This is a genomic window from Pseudomonas putida (genome assembly GCF_028682175.1).
Classification (GTDB): Bacteria; Pseudomonadota; Gammaproteobacteria; order Pseudomonadales; family Pseudomonadaceae; genus Aquipseudomonas; species Aquipseudomonas putida_AD.
The window spans coordinates 116,333-136,766 of sequence record NZ_JANHKS010000004.1 but is presented as its reverse complement, the minus strand read 5'-3'; the positions used below and the strand labels follow the sequence as shown (position 1 = coordinate 136,766).

General features: G+C 61.1%; 22 protein-coding genes. 17 read left to right on the top strand and 5 right to left on the bottom strand.

What is annotated here, in order from left to right:
* Positions 1–10: 10 nt before the first annotated feature.
* The 3 genes from NPS29_RS04795 to NPS29_RS04785 are packed head-to-tail and all read left to right on the top strand — an operon-like array spanning position 11 to position 2,586.
* Positions 11–898 carry an aldose 1-epimerase gene (locus NPS29_RS04795; RefSeq protein ID WP_274131036.1) on the top strand — a complete coding sequence of 296 codons (888 nt, stop codon included), beginning with the start codon at positions 11–13 and terminating at the stop codon, positions 896–898.
* Positions 895–1,770 carry a 6-deoxy-6-sulfogluconolactonase gene (locus NPS29_RS04790; RefSeq protein WP_274131034.1) on the top strand — a complete coding sequence of 292 codons (876 nt, stop codon included), beginning with the start codon at positions 895–897 and terminating at the stop codon, positions 1,768–1,770. The genes NPS29_RS04795 and NPS29_RS04790 overlap by 4 nt, the downstream gene beginning before the upstream one ends.
* A gap of 30 nt (positions 1,771–1,800) precedes the next feature.
* On the top strand, positions 1,801–2,586 hold the full coding sequence (locus NPS29_RS04785; protein ID WP_274131033.1) for a sulfoquinovose 1-dehydrogenase: 786 nt from the start codon (positions 1,801–1,803) through the stop codon (positions 2,584–2,586).
* Between the two features lie 19 nt (positions 2,587–2,605).
* Here the strand turns inward: NPS29_RS04785 and NPS29_RS04780 are convergent, their stop codons facing one another.
* Complete coding sequence (locus NPS29_RS04780; protein ID WP_274131031.1) at positions 2,606–3,472, bottom strand: LysR family transcriptional regulator; 867 nt, start codon at positions 3,470–3,472, stop codon at positions 2,606–2,608.
* A 102-nt stretch (positions 3,473–3,574) separates the two neighbouring features.
* On the opposite strand from NPS29_RS04780, the gene NPS29_RS04775 reads away from it, so the two are divergent.
* The 10 genes from NPS29_RS04775 to NPS29_RS04730 all read left to right on the top strand — a co-directional run bounded on the left by NPS29_RS04775 (position 3,575) and on the right by NPS29_RS04730 (position 13,537).
* Positions 3,575–4,696 carry a muconate cycloisomerase family protein gene (locus tag NPS29_RS04775; protein ID WP_274131030.1) on the top strand — a complete coding sequence of 374 codons (1,122 nt, stop codon included), beginning with the start codon at positions 3,575–3,577 and terminating at the stop codon, positions 4,694–4,696.
* Between the two features lie 30 nt (positions 4,697–4,726).
* Positions 4,727–5,017 (top strand): muconolactone Delta-isomerase, encoded by a 291-nt coding sequence (gene catC / locus NPS29_RS04770; RefSeq protein WP_274131029.1) that lies wholly within the window; start codon positions 4,727–4,729, stop codon positions 5,015–5,017.
* 59 nt (positions 5,018–5,076) lie between these two features.
* Positions 5,077–5,982, top strand: coding sequence for a catechol 1,2-dioxygenase (catA, locus tag NPS29_RS04765; RefSeq protein WP_274131028.1), 906 nt, complete (start codon positions 5,077–5,079; stop codon positions 5,980–5,982).
* A gap of 98 nt (positions 5,983–6,080) precedes the next feature.
* Positions 6,081–7,049, top strand: a complete 969-nt coding sequence (locus NPS29_RS04760; RefSeq protein WP_274131027.1) for an AraC family transcriptional regulator — start codon at positions 6,081–6,083, stop codon at positions 7,047–7,049.
* An 85-nt stretch (positions 7,050–7,134) separates the two neighbouring features.
* Positions 7,135–8,511 carry a Rieske 2Fe-2S domain-containing protein gene (locus NPS29_RS04755; RefSeq protein WP_274131026.1) on the top strand — a complete coding sequence of 459 codons (1,377 nt, stop codon included), beginning with the start codon at positions 7,135–7,137 and terminating at the stop codon, positions 8,509–8,511.
* Complete coding sequence (benB, locus tag NPS29_RS04750; protein WP_274131025.1) at positions 8,508–8,996, top strand: benzoate 1,2-dioxygenase small subunit; 489 nt, start codon at positions 8,508–8,510, stop codon at positions 8,994–8,996. The genes NPS29_RS04755 and benB overlap by 4 nt, the downstream gene beginning before the upstream one ends.
* 10 nt (positions 8,997–9,006) lie before the next feature.
* Positions 9,007–10,029: a benzoate 1,2-dioxygenase electron transfer component BenC gene (gene benC, locus NPS29_RS04745; protein ID WP_274131024.1), complete on the top strand. Its 1,023-nt coding sequence runs from the start codon at positions 9,007–9,009 to the stop codon at positions 10,027–10,029.
* Between the two features lie 10 nt (positions 10,030–10,039).
* Positions 10,040–10,801, top strand: a complete 762-nt coding sequence (locus NPS29_RS04740) for a 1,6-dihydroxycyclohexa-2,4-diene-1-carboxylate dehydrogenase (RefSeq protein ID WP_274131023.1) — start codon at positions 10,040–10,042, stop codon at positions 10,799–10,801.
* A 60-nt stretch (positions 10,802–10,861) separates the two neighbouring features.
* The gene (locus NPS29_RS04735) at positions 10,862–12,202 is read left to right on the top strand and encodes an MFS transporter (RefSeq protein ID WP_274131022.1); all 1,341 of its coding nucleotides are present in this window, start codon (positions 10,862–10,864) and stop codon (positions 12,200–12,202) included.
* 66 nt (positions 12,203–12,268) lie between these two features.
* A complete protein-coding gene (locus NPS29_RS04730) occupies positions 12,269–13,537 on the top strand; it encodes an OprD family porin (protein WP_274131021.1) in 1,269 nt (422 codons plus the stop codon).
* Positions 13,538–13,594: 57 nt separating this feature from the next.
* Here NPS29_RS04730 and NPS29_RS04725 read toward each other — a convergent pair whose 3' ends face one another.
* Entirely contained in the window at positions 13,595–14,347 is a 753-nt protein-coding gene (locus tag NPS29_RS04725) for an SDR family NAD(P)-dependent oxidoreductase (protein WP_274131020.1), read from the bottom strand.
* A 103-nt stretch (positions 14,348–14,450) separates the two neighbouring features.
* Between NPS29_RS04725 and NPS29_RS04720 the strand changes: the two genes are divergently transcribed.
* From NPS29_RS04720 to NPS29_RS04710, 3 genes are all read left to right on the top strand, one after another.
* A complete protein-coding gene (locus NPS29_RS04720) occupies positions 14,451–15,389 on the top strand; it encodes a LysR family transcriptional regulator (RefSeq protein ID WP_274131019.1) in 939 nt (312 codons plus the stop codon).
* A gap of 85 nt (positions 15,390–15,474) precedes the next feature.
* Positions 15,475–16,311 (top strand): AraC family transcriptional regulator, encoded by an 837-nt coding sequence (locus NPS29_RS04715; protein ID WP_274131018.1) that lies wholly within the window; start codon positions 15,475–15,477, stop codon positions 16,309–16,311.
* Between the two features lie 100 nt (positions 16,312–16,411).
* Positions 16,412–16,879 (top strand): AraC family transcriptional regulator, encoded by a 468-nt coding sequence (locus NPS29_RS04710; RefSeq protein WP_274131017.1) that lies wholly within the window; start codon positions 16,412–16,414, stop codon positions 16,877–16,879.
* A gap of 6 nt (positions 16,880–16,885) precedes the next feature.
* Here the strand turns inward: NPS29_RS04710 and NPS29_RS04705 are convergent, their stop codons facing one another.
* Complete coding sequence (locus NPS29_RS04705; RefSeq protein ID WP_274131016.1) at positions 16,886–17,017, bottom strand: DUF2256 domain-containing protein; 132 nt, start codon at positions 17,015–17,017, stop codon at positions 16,886–16,888.
* An 80-nt stretch (positions 17,018–17,097) separates the two neighbouring features.
* Positions 17,098–17,613 carry a YkgB family protein gene (locus NPS29_RS04700; protein ID WP_274131146.1) on the bottom strand — a complete coding sequence of 172 codons (516 nt, stop codon included), beginning with the start codon at positions 17,611–17,613 and terminating at the stop codon, positions 17,098–17,100.
* A gap of 124 nt (positions 17,614–17,737) precedes the next feature.
* Between NPS29_RS04700 and NPS29_RS04695 the strand changes: the two genes are divergently transcribed.
* Positions 17,738–18,577, top strand: coding sequence for an AraC family transcriptional regulator (locus NPS29_RS04695; protein ID WP_274131015.1), 840 nt, complete (start codon positions 17,738–17,740; stop codon positions 18,575–18,577).
* 34 nt (positions 18,578–18,611) lie between these two features.
* Here NPS29_RS04695 and NPS29_RS04690 read toward each other — a convergent pair whose 3' ends face one another.
* Positions 18,612–20,054: a zinc-ribbon domain-containing protein gene (locus tag NPS29_RS04690; RefSeq protein ID WP_274131014.1), complete on the bottom strand. Its 1,443-nt coding sequence runs from the start codon at positions 20,052–20,054 to the stop codon at positions 18,612–18,614.
* Between the last annotated feature and the right edge of the window lie 380 nt (positions 20,055–20,434).

Genomic DNA, 20,434 nt, shown 5'->3' with positions numbered 1-20,434 from the left:
AAGGCCATGCATGGACATTCTTGAACTCGACAGCGGTGATCTGCACCTCGGCGTGCTGCCCGAACTTGGCGGTGCACTGGCCTTCCTGCGCCATCGCCAGACGGACCTGCTGCGGCCCTGGGACCAGACGCCAACGGTGCGCCGTACCGCGTGCTATCCGCTGGTGCCGTACTCCAACCGGATCGCCTGGGGGCGCATGGTCGTGGAAGGTCGTGCCCATGAACTGGCGCGCAACTTTGGCGATCATCCGCACTCGATTCACGGGGTGGGCTGGCAACGTCCGTGGGCGGTTGTCGAGCTATCGAAGACGCATTGCGTGATGCGTCTGACCCATGCTCCGGACGAGCATTGGCCTTTCGCATTCCAGGCGGAGCAAACGCTGAGCCTGGACCAACAGGGCCTGTCGCTGGTCATGAGCCTGCGCAATGACAGCGCGCACACCATGCCCGCCGGGCTGGGGTGGCACCCGTATTTCCCAAGGTTTGCGGGCATCGAGCTGCAATTCGATGCCGCTGCGGTCTGGCTCAGCGACCAGCAGGCACTGCCCGCCGAGCGCGTGGCAATACCGCCGCCGTGGCAGTTCGCGCAGCAGCGTGAGGCGGGCTACGTGGGGCTGGACAATTGCTTCGAGGGCTGGGGAGGGCAGGCGCGTGTCTTTTGGCCGCAATCGGGCCTGGAATTGCACATGGACGCAGGGCCAGGGGTGAGCCATCTGGTGGTCTTCACACCACCCCAGCCACAGGATTTCATTGCGGTGGAGCCGGTCAGTCATTTGAACAACGCGATCAACACGCCGTCGCCCGAGGCGAACGGCATCGTCCTGCTCGCAGGTGGTGAGCAGATCGAACGCCGCCTGCGCATGAACGTCAGGCAGCTTGCAGCAGGAGCAACAGCATGAGTTACACCGTCAATTGCGTGGTCACGCGCACCAGCGAACTGGGCGAATGCCCGGTGTGGTCCGTGCGCGAACAGGCGCTGTACTGGACCGATATCCTGGGCCGGCAGTTACATCGCCTCGATCCTGCGACCGGCGCGGTGACCAGCCTCACCTTGCCCGAAGACCTGGGCTGCTACGGCCTGCGCCGTGGCGGCGGCTTCATCGTCGCCCTGCGTAGCGGCATCTACCTGCTCGACGAACAAGGCGTGCTGGGCAAAAAGCTCGCCGACAACCCGGGTGGCGTGGAGAACAGCCGCTTCAACGATGGCCGGGTCGACCCTTGGGGGCGGTTCTGGGCGGGCACCATCTGGCAGCCACGGGATCGCAACGGCGGCGTGCTGATGCGCGTCGATGAACACTTGAAGGCACAGGTCATGGCCGACGACGTGATGGTGTCCAACGGCCTGGCCTTCAGCCCCGACCGCGCCTGGGCCTATCACAGCGACACACCCAACCACGTGCTCTACCGCTACCCGCTGGATGCCAACGGCCAGCCCGGACCTCGGCAACTGGTGCGCCACTTCGAACGCGGCAGCGGCGGGCGGCCCGACGGCGGCGCATTCGACAGCGAGGGCTGCTACTGGAGCGCTCAGTTCGACGGCGGCCGCATCCTGCGCCTGGCTCCGGACGGTACGCAGCTGGACGAGATCCGCGTGCCCACGCGCTGGCCGACCATGGTCGCCTTCGGCGGACCGGGGCTGCGCACCCTGTACATCACCAGCTCCAGGGAGAACCGCAGCGCCGAGGAGCTGGCCGCCTGGCCGCTGTCGGGATGCGTCTTCAGTGTGCAAGTCGGCGTGGCCGGTTGCCCCGAACCGCTATTCCTGGGTTGAACTTCAATACTTTCTGGCAAGGACATCGTCATGACGCATCACACTGACACCCGTTACCCGTCGCTCGGCGGCAAGGTCATTCTCATCAGTGGCGGCGCCTCGGGGATTGGCGCAGCCTTTGTCGAAGCCTTTCATGAGCAGGGCGCGCGGGTCGCGTTTCTGGATCTGGACGAGGCCGGTGGTGTAGCGCTGGCAGGATCGCTGGAGCCGGAGCGGGTATTTTTCGCGCCCTGTGACGTTCGCGACATTGACCGGCTCAAGGCGTCGATTCAGGCAGTCGAGGAACGCTGGGGCGCCATCGACGTATTGATCAACAACGCAGCGCGAGACGACCGCCACCCGATCCAGGACGTCAGCGTCGAATACTGGGACGAACGCATGCAGACCAACCTGCGGCATGCCTTCTTCGCAGCACAAGCAGTTGCACCCGGGATGGCGCGCCGGGGCAGCGGCGTCATCATCAACATGGGCTCGATTTCGTGGATGCGCGGCCGGCCGGGCATGGTCTGCTACACCACGGCCAAGGCTGCATTGAACGGCATGACCCGCACCCTGGCGCGGGAGCTGGGTGACAAGGGCATTCGGGTCAACAGCCTGGTGCCGGGCGCCATCCGTACCGAGCGCCAGGACGCGATGTGGTCCAACGACCCGGCAGGATTGCAGGCTGCCAGCCAGCTGTTCATCGACCAGCAGATGCTCAAGTTCCGCCTGGATGCCAGTGACTGTGCACGCATGGCGCTGTTTTTGGCCAGTGACGACAGCCGTGGCTGCACCGGGCAGAACTTTGTGGTGGATGCCGGGTTGTCGATTCAATAAAGCGTTCCAGACGCTCGGTCTATTTCCTGTCCAGCAGGTCCAGGCACTGCCTGAGCACCGGCGACACGTCCCCGGCACGGTAGCTCACGACAATCGGCGAGGTGGCGCTGCTGTCGAGCAGCCGGGTGTAGCCGATGTCGTCGCGGTGCAGCCGCTGGACCGAGGCGGGCACCAGGGTGATACCGATGCCGGCGGCCACCAGGCCAATGGCGGTCTGCAGTTCGTTGACGGTTTGCGCCACGCGGATGCGCAAACCTTGGGCGGCAAAGATGCCCAGCACATGGTCGGCGTAGCTGGGGCGCGGGCTGCCCGGATACAGCACGAAGGGCTCGGCGGCCAGTTGCGCCAGGGTCACAGGCCCACCGAGTAGCGGGTGCCCGGCAGGGAGCGCCGCGACCAGTGGATCCTCGCGCAGGATTTCCTGGGTGATGGCCGGGTCGTCAAACACGATTCGGCCGAAACCGACATCGATCCGCCCGCTTTTCAGCGCTTCAAGCTGTTGCAGGGTTATCAGCTCCGACAGCCCCAGCTCCACATCCCCCAGATTGCGCAGCCGACGGATCAGCTCGGGCAGGGCGCCATACAGCGTCGACGGCGCAAAGCCGATCCCCAGCCAGCGCTTTTCCCCAGCCGCGACACGTTGGGTGTCATCGCCGATGCGTGCCAGTTGTTCGAGCAACTGGCTTGAATGCTCGTGAAAGAACCGTCCTGCCTCAGTCAACCGTAACGGTCGGGTGCGCTCGATCAGCGCGACGCCCAGTTCATCCTCCAGTTGCTGGATCTGACGGCTCAGCGGCGGCTGGGCGATGTTCAGTTGCTCGGCGGCGCGGGTGAAGTTCAGGGTCTGGGCGAGGACCCGGAAATAACGCAAATGTCGAAGCTCCACGATACCTCCAAGGTATTAAGCGAGACCTATTCAATATTGGACGGTGGCAAGCCGGGGCGTCAATCTGCACCCAAGAACAAACACAAAGCAGACGGAAAGCCCATGACTGCCATCACTATCGAACGCTTCGATATCCAGATCGTCGATCTGCCCACCATCCGGCCGCACAAGCTGGCCATGCACACCATGCACGGCCAGACGCTGGTGATCCTGCAAGTCCTGTGCAGCGACGGCATCATCGGCATCGGCGAAGCCACCACCATCGGCGGGCTGGCCTACGCAGGGGAAAGCCCGGAAAGCATCAAGGTGAACCTTGAGAAATGGTTCGCACCGCTGCTGATCGGGCAAGACGCCACCAACCTCAACGCGGCCATGCAACGGGTCGACCGGGGTATCCGGGGCAATACCTTCGCCCGTTCTGCCGTGGAAACGGCCCTGCTCGATGCCCAGGGCAAGCGTCTCGGGCTGCCTGTGGCTGAACTGCTGGGCGGGCGGGTTCGCGACGGCGTCGAAGTGGCGTGGACACTGGCCAGCGGCGACACCGGCAAAGACATCGAAGAAGCCGAGCGCATGCTCGACATTCGTCGCCACCGTCATTTCAAACTGAAGATCGGCGCAGGTGACCCTGCACGGGACATCGCCCATGTCGCGGCGATCAAGCGCTCCCTGGGCGACCGTGCCAGTGTGCGGGTGGACATCAACCAGGCCTGGAGCGAGGCGGTGGCCGTGCGTGCCTGCCGTCTGCTGGCCGATGCCGGTGTCGAACTGGTCGAGCAGCCGCTGTCCCGCCATGACCGTGCAGGTATGGTGCGCCTGAGTGCCCACAGCCCGATCCCGCTGATGGCAGACGAGGCCATCGAGTCGGTGCAGGACAGCTTTGCCCTGGCGCAGATGGGCGCGGCGTCGATCTTTGCCCTGAAGATTGCCAAGACCGGCGGCCCCAAGGCGGTCCTGCGCACGGCGGCGATTGCCGAAGCGGCGGGGATCGGCCTGTACGGCGGCACCATGCTCGAAGGCAGCGTCGGCACCCTGGCGGCAGCTCATGCATTTGCCACGCTGGACAAACTGGAGTGGCACACCGAGCTGTTTGGTCCATTGCTGCTGACCGCAGACATTCTGGTGGAACCGCCGGTCTATCGCGACTTCCAGCTGATGATCCCCACCAGCCCCGGCCTGGGTATCACCCTGGATGAAGAGCGCCTGTCGCGCTTCACCCGCCGCTGATCCTGCTCCCTTACTGACAGAGGACCCGACATGCTTTTCCACGTACGCATGACCGTCAAACTCCCGGTCGACATGCCGGCCGAAAAAGCCGCGCAGCTCAAGGCCGACGAAAAAGAACTGGCCCAGCGCCTGCAACGCGAAGGCGTATGGCGCCACCTGTGGCGGCTGGCCGGGTTGTACGCCAACGTCAGCATCTTCGATGTGGCCGACAACCAGGCCCTGCATGACACGCTGATGCAACTGCCGCTGTACCCCTACATGGAAATCGAAGTCACTCCGATGTGTCGGCATCCATCGTCCATTCACGCCGACGACCGTTGAACGCGCTGCATCAACGCACTGACATCAACAAGACAAATAAAAGTGATGAGGATAGAAAAATGACCGTTCGTATCTCGCAGACCGCCGACGTGCAGCAGTTCTTCGAACAGGCCGCAGGCTTCAACCAGCCCGGCGGCGACCAACGGATGAAAACCGTCGTCCACCGGGTGCTCAATGACTCGATCAAGATCATCGAGGACCTGCAGATCACCCCTGAAGAATTCTGGAAGGCGGTGAATTACCTGAACGATCTGGGCCGCCGTCAGGAAGCCGGCCTGCTGGTGGCGGGCTTGGGCCTGGAACACTACCTGGACCTGCTGCTGGACGCCGAAGATGCTCAGGCCGGCCATGTGGGCGGCACGCCACGCACCATCGAAGGCCCGCTGTACGTGGCCGGCGCGCCGGTTTCCGAACACTTTGCGCGGCTCGATGACGGCCAGGACCCGGGTACCGTGCTGTACATGACCGGCCAGGTGCGCGACACCGAAGGCCAGCCGCTGGCCAACGCGGTGGTCGATGTGTGGCACGCCAACACAGGCGGCACCTATTCCTATTTCGATCCGTCGCAGTCCGAATTCAACCTGCGCCGCCGAATCCTCACCGACGCAGACGGGCGTTACCGCTTCCAGAGCATCGTGCCGTCCGGCTACGGTTGCCCGCCAGATGGCCCGACCCAGCAATTGCTCGATCAGTTGGGGCGTCATGGCCAGCGTCCGGCGCACATTCATTTCTTCATTTCGGCGCCGGGTCACCGTCACCTGACCACCCAGATCAACCTGGCGGGCGACAAGTACCTGCACGATGACTTCGCCTACGCCACCCGTGACGAGCTGATCGCCGAGATTCATTTCAGCGAAGACGCCAAGGGCCCACGGGCAGACATCGATTTCGACTTCGTGCTGCAGCCCACCGCCGCGCCCGAAGACCAGACGCGCCGCGAGCGGGTGAGGGCGCTCGAAGCCTGATGCCGCCCATGGCTTGATACCTCAGCCTCCCCAGCGCACGCTGGCGGGGGCTTTGTGGTTTCTCGCAGCCTTGAATACAACAACAAGAGAGGCAACACATGACCGTGTTATTGAGTGAGCGCAGTCAGATTTTCGACCGTGCCGATGCCTATGCCGTGTCCGAATACGTGAACCAGCACGTGGGCACCCACTGCATCCGCCTGCCGCCCAAGGGGCGCCCGCAGGCCAGCATCAGCCACCGGACCTTTTCCAGCCTGGACCTGTGCCGCATCAGCTATGGCGCGCCGGTGCAGGTCACGTCCACAGCCCTTGAGACGATCTATCACCTGCAGATCCTGCTTCAAGGCCATTGCCGCTCGGCGTCTCGCGGCAAGGAGCAGGTCTTTCGCGCAGGCGAAGTGCTACTCATCAACCCTGACGATCCGGTAGACCTGACGTACTCGGCCGACTGCGAGAAATTCATCGTCAAACTGCCGGTCAGACTGTTCGAGAATGCCTGCCTTGAGCAGCACTGGGCGCTGCCCCATCAGGGCATTCGCTTCGTTGCCGAGCGTCAGCACCTGGACGACATGAACGGTTTTGCCCAGTTGCTGGGGCTGATCTGCCATGAAGCGGAGAACGCCGCAGACCTGGAAGTACAGACGCTGTATGAGCGCATCGTCGCCAAGAAGCTCCTGGCACTGCTGGCCAGCAATGTGCTGCGGGTCATTCCCCGGCAGGAGGAGGGCAGCGGCTTTGAGGCGGTGCGCCAGTTCATCGAGGCGCACCTGACCGAAGACATCAGCGTGGAGCAGTTGATGGCGGTGTCGCGGGTCAGCGAGCGGTCGCTGTACTTGATGTTCGAGCGCAATGTGGGCCTGTCGCCCCGTGACTACACACGCCAGCGCAAGCTTGAGCGGGTGCATGCCGAGTTGCAGAAACAGGCGGCGCGCAGCGTGACCGAAGTGGCGCTGGATCACGGTTTCGTGCATCTGGGGCGGTTCTCGGAGGCGTACCGCAAACGCTTTGGCGAGCTGCCGTCGCAGACCTGGCGTCGCCAGCGCGAGCCGATTGCGCTGGGTGGATAGCGATTTGCAGTAGGCGGATATTGACGGCGGGGGCAAGGGAATAGGGTGAGGGGGCCTGATAAAAGAACAACGGAGGGCCCGCCCCATGTCCAATACTCTCGACCGCCTTGCCCGTCAACTCAGTGAATCGGTCCAGGATGACCCCGCCACTGGCGTCTTTCGCTGCCGCCGCGACATCTTCACCGACCCTGACCTGTTCGCGCTGGAAATCAAACACATCTTCGAAGGTGGCTGGGTGTACCTGGCCCATGAAAGCCAGATCCCTGCGATCAACGACTACTTCACCACCTACATTGGCCGCCAGCCGGTGGTCATCACCCGCGACAAGCAGGGCACGCTGCATGGCCTGGTTAACGCCTGCGCCCACCGTGGCGCGATGCTGTGCCGGCGCAAGCAGGGCAACAAAGGCTCCTTTACCTGCCCCTTCCATGGCTGGACATTCAGCAACGCCGGCAAGCTGCTCAAGGTCAAGGACGCCAAGACCGGCGCCTACCCCGACAGCTTCGATTGCGACGGCTCCCATGACCTCAAGCGCCTGGCGCGGTTTGAAAACTACCGTGGTTTCCTGTTCGGCAGCCTGAGTGACGCCGTGCCTGAGCTGAGCGACTACCTGGGCGAGACCCGGGTCATCATCGACCAGATGGTCGATCAGGCGCCCGAGGGCCTGGAAGTGCTGCGCGGCAGTTCGTCCTACATCTATGACGGCAACTGGAAGCTGCAGATCGAGAACGGCGCCGACGGCTATCACGTCAGCTCCGTGCACTGGAACTACTCGGCGACCATGGGCCGTCGCAACTACGAGGCCGAAGGCACGCGCACCGTCGACGCCAACGGCTGGTCGAAGAGCCTGGGCGGCGTCTATGCGTACGAGCATGGCCACATCCTGCTCTGGACCCGGCTGCTCAACCCTGAAGTGCGCCCGGTCCACGCCCATCGCGCCGCGCTGGCAGAGCGTCTGGGCCAGGAACGTGCGGACTTCATCGTCGATCAGACGCGCAACCTGTGCCTGTACCCCAACGTTTACCTGATGGATCAATTCTCGACGCAGATTCGCGTGGTGCGGCCGATCTCGGTCAACCAAACCGAAGTGACCATCTACTGCATGGCACCCAAGGGCGAAAGTGCTGAGGAACGTGCGACCCGCATCCGCCAGTACGAGGACTTCTTCAACGTCAGCGGCATGGGCACCCCCGATGACCTGGAAGAATTCCGCGCCTGCCAGACCGGCTATCAAGGCGCGACGACGCTGTGGAACGACCTCAGCCGCGGTGCCACCCAGTGGATCGAGGGCGCTGACGACAACGCCCGGGCCATGGGCATGAACCCGCAGCTCAGCGGGATCAAAACCGAAGATGAAGGCCTGTTCGTCAAGCAACACGCGCACTGGGCAGCCAGCCTGCAAAAAGCCCTGGAGCTTGAACAACAGACGCTGATCGCAACCGACAAGGAGGCCCGCCCATGAGCCTCTCAAGAGAGAACCTGCTGGCGTTTCTCTACCGTGAAGCCCGGCTGCTCGATGATCGCCAGTGGGACGAATGGCTCGAATGCTACTCGCCCAGGGTCGAGTTCTGGATGCCGGCCTGGGACGACCAGGACACGCTGACCGAAGATCCGCAAAGCGAAATCTCGCTGATCTACTACCCGTCCCGCGACGGCCTGGAAGACCGCGTGTTCCGGATCAAGACCGAACGCTCCAGCGCCAGCACCCCCGAGCCGCGCACTGCGCATTTCGTGGCCAATATCGAAGTGCTGGGCGAAGACGCCGGGCACATGGACGTACGTTTCAACTGGCACACCCTCAGCCACCGCTACAAGACCACGGACAGTTACTTCGGCACCTCCTTCTACCGCCTGGATGTCAGCGGGGATACACCCCTCATCACGCGCAAGAAGGTCGTGCTCAAGAACGACTACATCCATCAGGTCATCGACATCTATCACATCTGAGGACAGCCCCATGACGTACTCCATCGCCCTCAATTTCGAAGACGGCGTGACCCGCTTCATCGACTGCAAACCAGGCGAGAAGGTGCTGGACGCCGCCTTTCGCCAGCGCATCAACCTGCCGATGGACTGCTCCGACGGCGTCTGCGGCACCTGCAAGTGCCGTTGCGAAACCGGTGCCTACGACCTGGGCGACGACTACATCGAAGATGCGCTCAGCGAAGACGAGGCCCAGCAAGGGCAAGTGCTCACCTGCCAGATGGTGCCGCAATCCGATTGCGTGATTGCCGTTCCGGTGCCGTCCAGCGCTTGCAAGACCGGCACCAGCCGCTTCGCCGCCAGGGTTGCGAGCATCACCCGGCATGCCGATGCGGCGCTGGAGATCAGTTTCGATCTGGACCAGGCGCCGGTGTTCCTGCCGGGGCAATACGTGAATATCGAGGTGCCGGGCAGCGGGCAAACCCGCTCCTATTCCTTCAGTAGCCGCCCAGGCGAGACCCGCGCCAGCTTCCTCATAAAGCACGTACCGGGCGGATTGATGAGTGGCTGGCTGGAACGCGCACAGATTGCCGAGCAGGTCAGCATGACCGGCCCTCTGGGCAGCTTCTACCTGCGTGAAGTGAAGCGCCCGCTGCTGTTTCTGGCAGGGGGCACCGGGCTTGCGCCATTCCTCTCGATGCTTGAAGTGCTGGCCGAGCGCAACGATAGCCAACGGGTATCGCTGATCTACGGCGTGACCCGCGACCAGGACCTGGTGATGGTCGAGGCGCTGCAAGCGTTCGCCGCGCGCCTGCCCAACTTCAGTTTCGTGACCTGCGTGGCCGACCCCGCAACCCTTCATCCGCAGCAAGGCTACGTCACGCAACACATGGCGGCCGGCGTGCTCAATGACGGCGACGTCGATGTGTACCTGTGTGGGCCGCCGCCGATGGTGGATGCAGTGCGCAAGCACTTCAAGGATCAGGGCGTCACGCCTGCGAGCTTCCACTACGAGAAGTTCACCCCCAACGCCATCGTCACCGGCAACGCGGCCTGAGGACAGTCCAATGAACCCACGTTTCAAGCAAAAGGTGGCGCTGGTGACCGGCGCAGCCCAGGGCATCGGCCGGCGTGTCGCCGAACGTTTGCTGGAGGAGGGCGCCTTGCTGGTCGCGGTGGACCGCTCGGAGCTGGTGCACGAGATCGTCCATGAGCGCGCCCTGACCCTGACCGCCGACCTTGAGCAGCACGCCGAATGCGCCCGGGTCATGGCCACCGCGAACGAGCAGTTTGGGCGCATCGACATTCTGGTCAACAACGTCGGCGGCACCATCTGGGCCAAGCCCTTCGAGCATTACGCCGAAACCGAAATCGAAGCCGAAGTGCGCCGTTCGCTGTTCCCGACCCTGTGGTGCTGCCACAGCGTCTTGCCGTACATGCTCGCGCAAGGCAGCGGGGCCATCGTCAACGTTTCCTCGATTGCCACCCGCAGCCTCAACCGCGTGCCCTACGGCGCCGCGAAAGGCGGGGTGAACGCCCTGACCGCCTGCCTGGCGCTGGAGACGGCCGGGCGCGGGATTCGGGTCAACGCCACCGCACCCGGTGGCACCGAAGCACCGCCGCGGCGCATCCCGCGCAACAGCCAGCCACAAAGCGAACAGGAGCAGGTGTGGTACCAGCAGATCATCGACCAGACCCTCGATAGCAGCCTGATGAAGCGCTACGGGACCATCGATGAGCAGGCGGGCGCGATCCTGTTCCTGGCCTCGGACGAGGCTTCGTACATCACTGGCGTGACCCTGCCGGTGGGAGGCGGCGATTTGGGCTGACTTGATGCATCGGTTTTATCTGCGGATCTCACACACAAAAATAACAATGAGAGTAATGCCATGCGAATCATCGACGTTCATGCGGTTGTCGAGGGCGCCCGCTTCGGGCGCTTTCACGGGATGGTCATGGGCCTGTGCGCCTTGCTGTTGATTTTTGACGGCTATGACCTGTTCATCTACGGCGTGGTACTGCCGGTCATCATGAAGGAATGGGGGCTGACCCCGCTGCAGGCCGGCGCATTGGGGAGCTATGCGCTGTTCGGCATGATGTTCGGTGCCCTGGTGTTCGGCAGCCTGGCCGACAGGATCGGTCGCAAGAAGGGCATAGCCATCTGTTTTGCGTTGTTCAGCGTGGCGACGGTGATCAATGGATTTGCCACCTCACCCAGCGAGTTCGGCATGTGCCGTTTCATCGCCGGGCTGGGTTGCGGCGGGCTGATGCCCAATGCCGTGGCACTGATGAACGAATACGCGCCCAAGCGGATGCGCAGCACCCTGGTGGCGCTGATGTTCAGCGGCTATTCACTGGGTGGCATGCTTTCGGCCGGGGTCGGCATCTTCATGCTGCCGCGCTTTGGCTGGCAGTCGATGTTTTTTGCTGCCACGTTGCCCTTGTTGCTGCTGCCGGTGATTCTTCTGCTGCTTCCCGAGTCCATCGGTTTTCTCATCCGCCAAGGACGTGTCGAACAGGCGCGCAAACTCTTGATGCGCCTGTCACCGGACAGCGAAATCAACCCCGAAGACAGACTTCAAATCAGCGATCCGCAAGGCAAGGGTGCCTCGGCCATGGCGTTGTTCCGGGCAGGCCTGGCGGTCCGGACGCTGGCGATCTGGGTGGCATTCTTCTGCTGCCTGTTGATGGTCTACGCACTCAGTTCCTGGTTGCCCAAGCTGATGGCCACCGCCGGTTACAGCCTGGGTTCGAGCCTGTCGTTCCTGCTGGCGCTGAACCTGGGCGGCATGGCGGGTGCCATTTTGGGGGGCTGGCTGGGGGATCGCCTGGATCTGGTCAGGGTCACCATCGGTTTCTTCCTGGCGGCTGCGATTTCCATCAGCCTGCTGGGCATCAACAGTCCGATGCCGGTGCTCTACCTGCTGATTTTTGTTGCCGGGGCCACCACCATCGGCACACAGATCCTGCTGTACGCCGCCACCGCGCAGCTCTACGGCCTGCACATCAGGTCCACCGGCCTTGGCTGGGCCTCGGGCGTGGGCCGCAATGGCGCCATTGCCGGCCCCATGCTGGGCGGTGCGTTGATGGGGATCGAACTGCCCCTGCAACTCAACTTCCTGGCCTTCGCCGTGCCGGGCGCCATCGCCGCACTGGCCATGACCGCGTTCGCCTTCAATGAACGCCGTGGTGCCCAGGTTCCGGAGCCGACGCCACCTGCCCAAGCCTGACCCAACGCAGCAAAACCCGAGCGCCCAGGCGCCGGGTTGTCGATAACAATAATTAAGAGCGACAAAATGAATCAGCAGACCACTCAGCGTTTCTGGCTATCACTCCTGGGCGTTCCTCTGGCGGCATCGGCTGCCGACCCGGGTGCGAACACAGGTTTCATCGAGGGTTCGACCGCGACCCTGCAAGCGCGCAACTACTACTTCAGCCGCGATTTTTCCGACATCGTTGGCGCAAGCAAACAATCAAAAGCCGAGGAGTGGGCGCAGGGCTTTATCCTGAACTTCAAATCCGGCTACACGCCTGGCCCCATTGGTTTTGGCGTAGATGCACTGGGCACGCTTGGGCTCAAGCTCGACAGCAGCCCGGATCGGGTCAACACCGGCCTGTTGCCGGTCAAGGACGATGGCCGCGCGGCTGACGAATACAGCCGCCTGGGCCTGACCTTCAAGGCGAAAGTCTCGAAGACCGAACTGAAGGTCGGCGAACTCCAACCCAACATTCCGGTGCTCGCCTTCAGCGATATCCGCCTGCTGCCCCCCAGCTATCAGGGCGCGAGCATCAGCTCAAGCGAGATCAGTGGCCTGACGGTGCAGGCCGGGCATCTGAGCACGACGCACCTGCGCAATGAGGCCGGCGATGAGAAAATGATCGCCATGCTCGGCCACGTCCCACAGCGCAAGGCTGACAGCGATGCCTTCAATTACCTGGGCGCCGACTACAGTTTCAACAGCAACCGCACCAGCGTCAGCCTCTGGCACGGCCAGTTGAAGGACATCTACGCGCAGAACTTCATCGGCTTCAAGCACAGCCAACCCGTGGGCGACTGGGTGCTGGGCGCTAACCTGGGCTACTACGACGCCCATGAAAACGGTAGCCAGAAGCTGGGCAAAATCGATAACCAGGCGTTCTTTTCGTTGCTCTCCGCCCGGCGAGGCGGCCACACCTTCTATGCCGGTTATCAGGCGATGTACGGGGATTCTGCGTTTCCTCGGGTCTTCGCCAACATCACGCCGCTGGGCAATGAGGTGCCCACCTATGAATTCGCCTACACCGATGAGCGTTCGTGGCAGGCGCGTTACGACTACGACTTCGCGGCCATGGGGATTCCCGGCCTGACTGCCACAGTGCGCTATATCACGGGGGATAACGTCGATACCGGAGCAGGCTTCGAGGGCAAGGATCGCGAGCGCGATCTGGACATCGCTTATGCGTTTCAGCGCGGCTGGTTGAGTGGGCTGGGCGTGCGGGTCCGCAACGCCATGGCCCATTCGAACTACCGAAGCGACATCGACGAAAACCGACTGATCCTGAGTTACACCTGGAAGCTGCTGTGAGGTAAATCGCAGCTTCTGGTGAATCAGGATCGTCGGTTACCGGTGCATCAAGGACTGTCAGACTTGAGCCTGGCCGCCGTCGGCGAACAGTTCACTGCCGTTGACGAAGCTCGAATCACCGGAGGCCAGGAACAGCGCGGCCTTGGCGATTTCTTCAGGCTCGCCCACGCGGCCCAGCGGGATCTGCGAGGCCAGGTAGTCGAGCAAGCCTTGCTGCTGGGCAGCGTCGGGGCCTGCCAGGTCGACCAGGCCAGGCGTGCGGGTGGCACCAGGGCTCAGGGTGTTGACTCGCACGTTGCGGTCCTTGAGGTCCAGAATCCAGTTGCGGGCGAAGGAGCGGATCGCGGCCTTGGAGGCGGCATATACGCTGAAGGCCGGGGTGCCGGTGCTGGCAGCAGTGGAGCCGGTGAGAATGACCGAGGCGTTTTTCGCCAGCAGCGGCAGCGCTTGCTGCACGGTGAACAGCGTGCCTTTGACGTTGCGGTCGAAGGTGTCGTAGTAGTGGGCTTCGGTGATCTCGCCCAGCGGCAGCATCGACCCGCCGCCGGCGTTGGCGAACAGCACGTCGATGCGGCCCTGTTCGGCTTTGACGCGCTCGTAGAAGGCGTTCAGCTGTTCCACTTTCGAGGAATCCACTTGCACGCCGGTGGCGTTGCCGATCTGCGCGACGGCGGCGTCCAGTTCTGCCTGACGACGGCCGGTGATGTAGACCGTGGCGCCTTCGCTGGCGAAGAGTTTGGCAGTGGCCAGGCCGATGCCGCTGGTGCCGCCGGTGACGATTGCAATTTTGCCTTCAAGTTTGCCGATCATGGTGATTCTCCTGATTGAGTAAGTTGTTGCGTTGGGAGAATCCTATCGACCCTCAGATCTTTTCAAAATAGAATTGTCTGAAACTCATCGTTGCAGAAATGAAATGAGCAGACTTCCGGATTTCGAAGGGCTGGCGATGTTCGCCAAAGTGGCTGAAGAAGGCTCGTTCGCCGCCGCAGCCAGAGTGATGGGCGTGTCCGTGCCGACGGTTTCGCGAGCCGTGGCCCGGGTTGAAGAGCGACTGGGCGGGCGCTTGCTCAATCGCACCTCGCGGCAGTTGTCGCTGACCGAGTTCGGCCAGAGCATGGCGGCCCGTGCCGGTGAGATCTATCGCCAGGCCGAAGCGGTCGAAGGCCAGGCCATGGAATTGTCGGTGCAACCGCGCGGGCTGGTGCGCCTGGCCGTGCCGATGTCGTTCGGCGTGCGATGGGTCGCGCCGCTGATGCCCAGCCTGATACGCCGTTACCCTGAGCTTTCGGTGGACCTGCACCTGTCCGACGCCTCGGTGGACCTGATCGGCGAGGGCTTCGATGCCGCCTTGAGAATCGCCGCCTTGCCGGACTCGTCACTGGTGGCCAGACGGCTCTGTTCGGTCACCCAGTTTCTGGTGGCGTCCCCTGAGTATCTGGCGCGGCACGGCCACCCCGGGCATCCACGGGAACTCGCAGGCCGGCCATGCCTGAGCTACGCCTACCGAGCCCGATCACAGCTCTGGCGCTTCACCCATGAAGATGGCGAAGAAGCTGACGTCGAGCCCAAAGGCCCCCTGCGCATGACCAACTCCGAAGCGGCAATTCCGGTACTGCTCGAAGGTCTGGCCATCGCCGAACTGCCGGAGTTCATGGCCAGCCAGTACCTGGCCGATGGGCGTCTGGAGCGGGTTCTCCCGGAGTGGAGCATGACCAGGGGCGGCTTGTATTTCGTCACGCCCTCGGCGCGCACACGCTCGATGAAAATCACCGCGCTGTCAGATTTCTTTCATGAACATCTGTCACAACCGGTGTGGCAATGGAGCGGTAACCCACCTGTTCGTACAATCTGATAGGCCTGTGTATGATAATGAGGCGCGTTAACGTGGCCATACGCCCCATCACATTATCCAGACGTTGAAACAAGGGCTCTACTGCATGGCCTATATGTCGCCCAAGCTCAACGGCAATTCGCCTGACGTGTTTCATCTGGAAACCACTGATGGCAGTGGCTATGCCGTCGATTGGCATGCCCACGACTGTCACATGCTGCTCCTGCCACTGCAGGGCGGGCTGTTTCTTTCCACAGAAAGCAGCCAGACAGCGCACCTATCAAGGCAGTCGTTTTCGTTCGTGCCCGCAGACTTCGCCCACGCCACCCAGGCAGCGCCGGGCCGCGAAAAGCACATGACGTTGTATGTCGATCCTTCGTGGGTGACGCGCCAAGGGCGAATGAACGGTTACCGCAGCTTCGCCAAACAGGTCCAGCGCACCGGCATCTGGCAGGGCACCGAGGCGCTGGACAACATCCTGCGCCTGCACGACCAACTGCAGGGCAGCACCTCCCCGGAGGCTTTTGAGCGTCAACTGCCGCACCTCAATCACCTGATGTTCGAAGAGTGCGCGCGGGTCATCGCCTGCCAGGAGACGCAACCCCAGCCCACCGAGCACCAACAGCATGCTGCGCTGGTGCGCGATATCCAGCGTTATGTGCGGGAAAATCTGGAAACCGACCTGAGCATCGAATCCATCGGGCATCAATTTCACCTGTCGCGGCGTCACCTCACGCGGATTTTCAAAGCCGTGACCAACGAGACGCTGCTGGACTTCACCAACCGCACCCGTGTGGAGACGGCCGCGCGGCTGGTGTCCAATACGGCATTGTCGATACTCGACGTCAGCCTGGCGGTCGGCCTGCATTCCCCCTCGTATCTGACCCGCCTGTTCCATCGCCACCTGGGTCTGAGCCCGGGGGAGCTTCGCAAGCCCCGCTGAGGCGATGGCCCAAACGGGCACATGCGCGGCCCGATCGAGCCGTTGCGCCCGGTCAATGCTCGGCACAATAGACCTCGTCCCCAGCACTTCAGAGGTCACGATGAGCCATGTGAGCGTTGCAAAAGCCGCTGCATCCATAGGCATCGATTTCGCCCGGCTCAGCCATGAACAACTGATCGTGCTCGACCGCTGCCTGCGGCGTCTGCAGCCAGGCAGCGATGCGGCCAGGCTCAGCCCCTGGCAGGAGAGGGTGGCCAAGCAGCTGATGATGGACAACCTCGATGGCGGTATTCAGATTGCCGACGTAGCACGAGAATGTTCCTTGTCACGCAGCCATTTCTCCCGCGCGTTCAAAAACAGCACCGGGCAGACCCCACGTGACTGGCTGCAACTCGCGCGTTTGACCCAAGCCAGAGAGCTGCTCGAGCAAACGGATCTGTCCATCTCGCAGGTGGGTCTGGAGTGCGGGTTCGCGGATCAGCCGCATTTTACCCGGGTGTTCTCAAGGCAGTTCGGCATGACGCCGGGACGGCTCAGAACAGAGCAGCGCGGTGTGACAGCGGGGTAAATCGCCCTACGGCTTGTTGCGGCGGCATCGCTCGGAGCAGTACTTCACTTCGCTCCAGCAGCGTGCCCATTTTTTGCGCCAAGTGAATGGCAGGCCGCAGGTGGCGCAGATCTTTGTAGGCAACTCGTTTTTCTTCAAGCGGGCTCCGGGCAATCACAAAAAAGGGCCTTCCCATGATACGGGAGGCCCTTCGATTATGGTGCCTGCGCAAGCCCGACTCACTGCACCTGTTTTTCCAGCGCCGTCAGCGAGGTACCCGCAACAAAAATGGAAGCCGCCAGCAGCCCGAGGTCTTTGAGCAGGAACTGCCCCGGCACTACCGAGATGGCCGGGAAGCCAAGAGATGGCTCGAACACGCCCGGCGTTGTCAGCATGAACGACAGCGTGGTGAAGAACAGCCCGGCTGACAGAATTCCGCCCAGAAGGGAAAGTTTGGGCGAGATCAGCCGTCCAGCGATCAGCACACCCACGGAGATTTCCAGCACACCCAGGAAGTTGGAAAAGCCCTGAATGCTCATGAAGCTGTACATCCAGGACAGCAACGGGCTGTTGCTGACAAAACCGTGAATCCCGTTCGCTTCGTAACCTGAGAATTTCATCCCGCCGAACCACAGGTAAATCAACGTCATCGCAAAGTAGAGGGCGCCGATTCCAAGTCTGGTTACCTTATCGCCCAAACCCTTCTTGAGCAGGCTGACGGAACCCGTGTTGTTGCCAGTTGTGAAGGTACTCATGATGTCTCTCCAAAGGTGCAGCGCGTTGTGCGCTGTGTATGGCGAGATCATGCGCTGGAACTTCATCGCATTGGACGCAGAGGGTCGATACTATGCTGCAGATCGTCCAGAGTAGGTGAACACCATGGATCGCCTGTCCACTTTACTGTCGTTGTTCGGCGTGCGCGCCAACATGTACTACAGCGGCGAGCTGTGCGGAGTGAGCCCCCTGTACGGCGCTGTCCAGAGAGGCTATCTGCACCTGCTGCAACAGGGAGAACTCGGGCTGGCCATCTCGGGCAAACCGGTTCAGCGCCTGACCCAGCCCAGCCTGATCTTCGTGCCTAGGCCCAGCCGTCATCATCTGATCGGCGACGAGGAGGGCGGGGCACATCTTCGATGCGCCTCCCTGGAATTCGCAGGCGGGGCGAACAACCCTCTGGCGGCGTCGTTGCCGGACCTGATCGTGCTGCCACTCGCCGAATTGCCGATGCTCGCCGACACCCTCAAATGGCTGTTTGCCGAAGCTGAGGCCGATCATCATGGCCGTCATGCGGCGCTGGATCGCCTGTTCGAGTTGGTCGTCATTCAGCTGCTGCGCCATCTACTCGAGCAGCAACAGCTCAAATCCGGAATGATGGCGGGCCTTGCGGACCCTCGTTTGGCGCGCTCGCTCATGGCAATCCACGAGCAGGCGCAGCACCCGTGGTCAATTGCCGAACTGGCCGCGACATCCAACATGTCGCGAGCCAGTTACGCAGCGCATTTCAAAGAGGTGGTGGGCCAGACGCCGGCTGAATACCTGCTGGCATGGCGGATAAGCCTTGCGCAGAAGCTGTTGAGGGAAGGGCGTTCAATGGCCTTGATTTCTGACCAGGTGGGTTATGAAAGTCCGTCAGCTTTGGCGAGGGCCTTTCGGCGCAGGACGGGGTTGAATCCTCGGGATTGGATGAAGTCGGTGGATGCGGATTCACCGCCTGACTGAAGTACGACCGTGACCAATCGCAACGGTCAGGCTTTTATGGAACACGATATTTTTCACAGAGCTCGATGTACTTATCGTTAAATAAGTATTTGTTATATTCATTCAGATTGATGCTGACTTCAGTGCCTGTTTTCGCAGCAATGAAGGTAACAACCTCGGCAATCGAAATCCTCCATTGCTTTTCATAAAATCCATTGCCGCTAACCTGAACCACTTTGTCTGATGTCGACAGTGCTTGCAAACGGTCATCCCGGAAGCGTATAACCAACCAGCCCGCAGCCTGAAGTTTTGTATCTTTTATTTTGTCGGCCTCAAGCTTTGTCTCATGCCAACGAAACCCATCAACTTCGATGGCAATCTTTTTGTTATTATTTTCAAACGATATATCTATCTCGATTTTCGCTCCATCAATGTCGTACTTTTTTGAATGCTTAACTACAACACCCAGCAAACCCTCGATCTCGCTAGCGAACCTTAGCTGCATACGGCTAATGTTGCTATTACATAGAGGACATCCTGGATTTGTCATGCGAGCATCAATAGAACGCTTCCAAGAGTGATCTGGATGCAGAGGGCACTGCCACAGAACCTGCAAGCGCGAGTTGGGAGGGACGTCTGCCGGTCGCAAGCTCGGATACTTAGGGCAAACCTGCCACTGGTTCGCAATGTTAGGGTTTACCTCAGCGAGGTTGCCTCGTTTAGCGATTCGAGTCGCCCAGTTTTTCCGCATTGAATGTGCTTTACGAAGTGTGACACATTCGTGGTCAGCGCAATAGAGCTCGCTATCTTTTGTAGCGCTTTGCAATTGGCGACGGACGGGGCCGCTACATCCATCACAGCTGAATATGCCATAGCGATTCGATTTTGGCTTAACGGTAGCCAAATCTACCATGCAGGTGGCATGCTGCTTGGCCGCCAGATTGGGATATTTATCTTTTAAGCTTTTACCAGGACCAGCTAGCTTCGCGTAAGATTGTCGACCTGACGAGACGGTTTTCTTGTTGGTTTTGTAGGCGGCTCTGCAGACTGTCTCTTCGCAGAAGAGAGCGTATTCATCATCCTTAATCGATAGCGGACTGCAGACAATGTTAGGCTTATTACAACTCCTGCAGCGAAACACAAGCTGTGCCTTAGACTTACGGGACGTGGTTGCGGCCAGATGGGCATCATACAACTGATCTGCGAGCTGTGGCCTGTATTCTAGAAGAGACTGAAAATTCTTGCCCGTCCGCGGCGGAAGTTTCTCTCTGCGCTCTTTCTGGCAGGATTCTTTATCGCAATAAATCAAAGATGCATCACCAGTGCGCGCAAGATTATAAATAATCCTTTCTACAAAATTTCCGCAACTTACCCCCATACACTCAAATCTGAGTCGCTCATGAGAATTCCGCGCCACAGCACTAGGGTCCACGGTAGGGTCAAGACGCTTGCTCAATCTGGGATAAGCATCCAGAAAACTCTGTTTTATCGCTGCCACGTTCTATTCCTTGAGCTTTTAAAAATTGCACTCATGCAGAGGGCAGTAAAGCATCTTCAGATGCCTAAGGAGAATCATCCCCCCGGAGTTCTTGAATAATTGTATAACGATCTTTGATGGGAAGTCTGCATAGGGAGCAGGGGGATGGCTGCCAATTTCAACTTCTGGCGAAGGGACGATGGAGGCGAGCGCAATCGCCGCAGCGTCCTAGTGGGGCTATGGTGAAATCGGTGTGCGTCGATTAGATAGCGGTGACTGCGCAAAAAAATGCCGACTGCTTGATTGCCACCAATCGCATTTTGGGTAATGCCTCCGAACGATGTACCGTTAATGCTGGCGCGAGATACAGGCTGTGTGTCCAGTTAACTCATGGCGAACAT

Bases quoted from the DNA above. Each gene is read 5' to 3' on its own strand.
- NPS29_RS04795 (WP_274131036.1), top strand. From the start codon at position 11: ATGGACATTCTTGAACTCGACAGCGGTGATCTGCACCTCGGCGTGCTG.
- NPS29_RS04790 (WP_274131034.1), top strand. From the start codon at position 895: ATGAGTTACACCGTCAATTGCGTGGTCACGCGCACCAGCGAACTGGGC.
- NPS29_RS04785 (WP_274131033.1), top strand. From the start codon at position 1,801: ATGACGCATCACACTGACACCCGTTACCCGTCGCTCGGCGGCAAGGTC.
- NPS29_RS04775 (WP_274131030.1), top strand. From the start codon at position 3,575: ATGACTGCCATCACTATCGAACGCTTCGATATCCAGATCGTCGATCTG.
- catC (WP_274131029.1), top strand. From the start codon at position 4,727: ATGCTTTTCCACGTACGCATGACCGTCAAACTCCCGGTCGACATGCCG.
- catA (WP_274131028.1), top strand. From the start codon at position 5,077: ATGACCGTTCGTATCTCGCAGACCGCCGACGTGCAGCAGTTCTTCGAA.
- NPS29_RS04760 (WP_274131027.1), top strand. From the start codon at position 6,081: ATGACCGTGTTATTGAGTGAGCGCAGTCAGATTTTCGACCGTGCCGAT.
- NPS29_RS04755 (WP_274131026.1), top strand. From the start codon at position 7,135: ATGTCCAATACTCTCGACCGCCTTGCCCGTCAACTCAGTGAATCGGTC.
- benB (WP_274131025.1), top strand. From the start codon at position 8,508: ATGAGCCTCTCAAGAGAGAACCTGCTGGCGTTTCTCTACCGTGAAGCC.
- benC (WP_274131024.1), top strand. From the start codon at position 9,007: ATGACGTACTCCATCGCCCTCAATTTCGAAGACGGCGTGACCCGCTTC.
- NPS29_RS04740 (WP_274131023.1), top strand. From the start codon at position 10,040: ATGAACCCACGTTTCAAGCAAAAGGTGGCGCTGGTGACCGGCGCAGCC.
- NPS29_RS04735 (WP_274131022.1), top strand. From the start codon at position 10,862: ATGCGAATCATCGACGTTCATGCGGTTGTCGAGGGCGCCCGCTTCGGG.
- NPS29_RS04730 (WP_274131021.1), top strand. From the start codon at position 12,269: ATGAATCAGCAGACCACTCAGCGTTTCTGGCTATCACTCCTGGGCGTT.
- NPS29_RS04725 (WP_274131020.1), bottom strand. From the start codon at position 14,347: ATGATCGGCAAACTTGAAGGCAAAATTGCAATCGTCACCGGCGGCACC.
- NPS29_RS04720 (WP_274131019.1), top strand. From the start codon at position 14,451: ATGAGCAGACTTCCGGATTTCGAAGGGCTGGCGATGTTCGCCAAAGTG.
- NPS29_RS04715 (WP_274131018.1), top strand. From the start codon at position 15,475: ATGGCCTATATGTCGCCCAAGCTCAACGGCAATTCGCCTGACGTGTTT.
- NPS29_RS04710 (WP_274131017.1), top strand. From the start codon at position 16,412: ATGAGCCATGTGAGCGTTGCAAAAGCCGCTGCATCCATAGGCATCGAT.
- NPS29_RS04700 (WP_274131146.1), bottom strand. From the start codon at position 17,613: ATGAGTACCTTCACAACTGGCAACAACACGGGTTCCGTCAGCCTGCTC.
- NPS29_RS04695 (WP_274131015.1), top strand. From the start codon at position 17,738: ATGGATCGCCTGTCCACTTTACTGTCGTTGTTCGGCGTGCGCGCCAAC.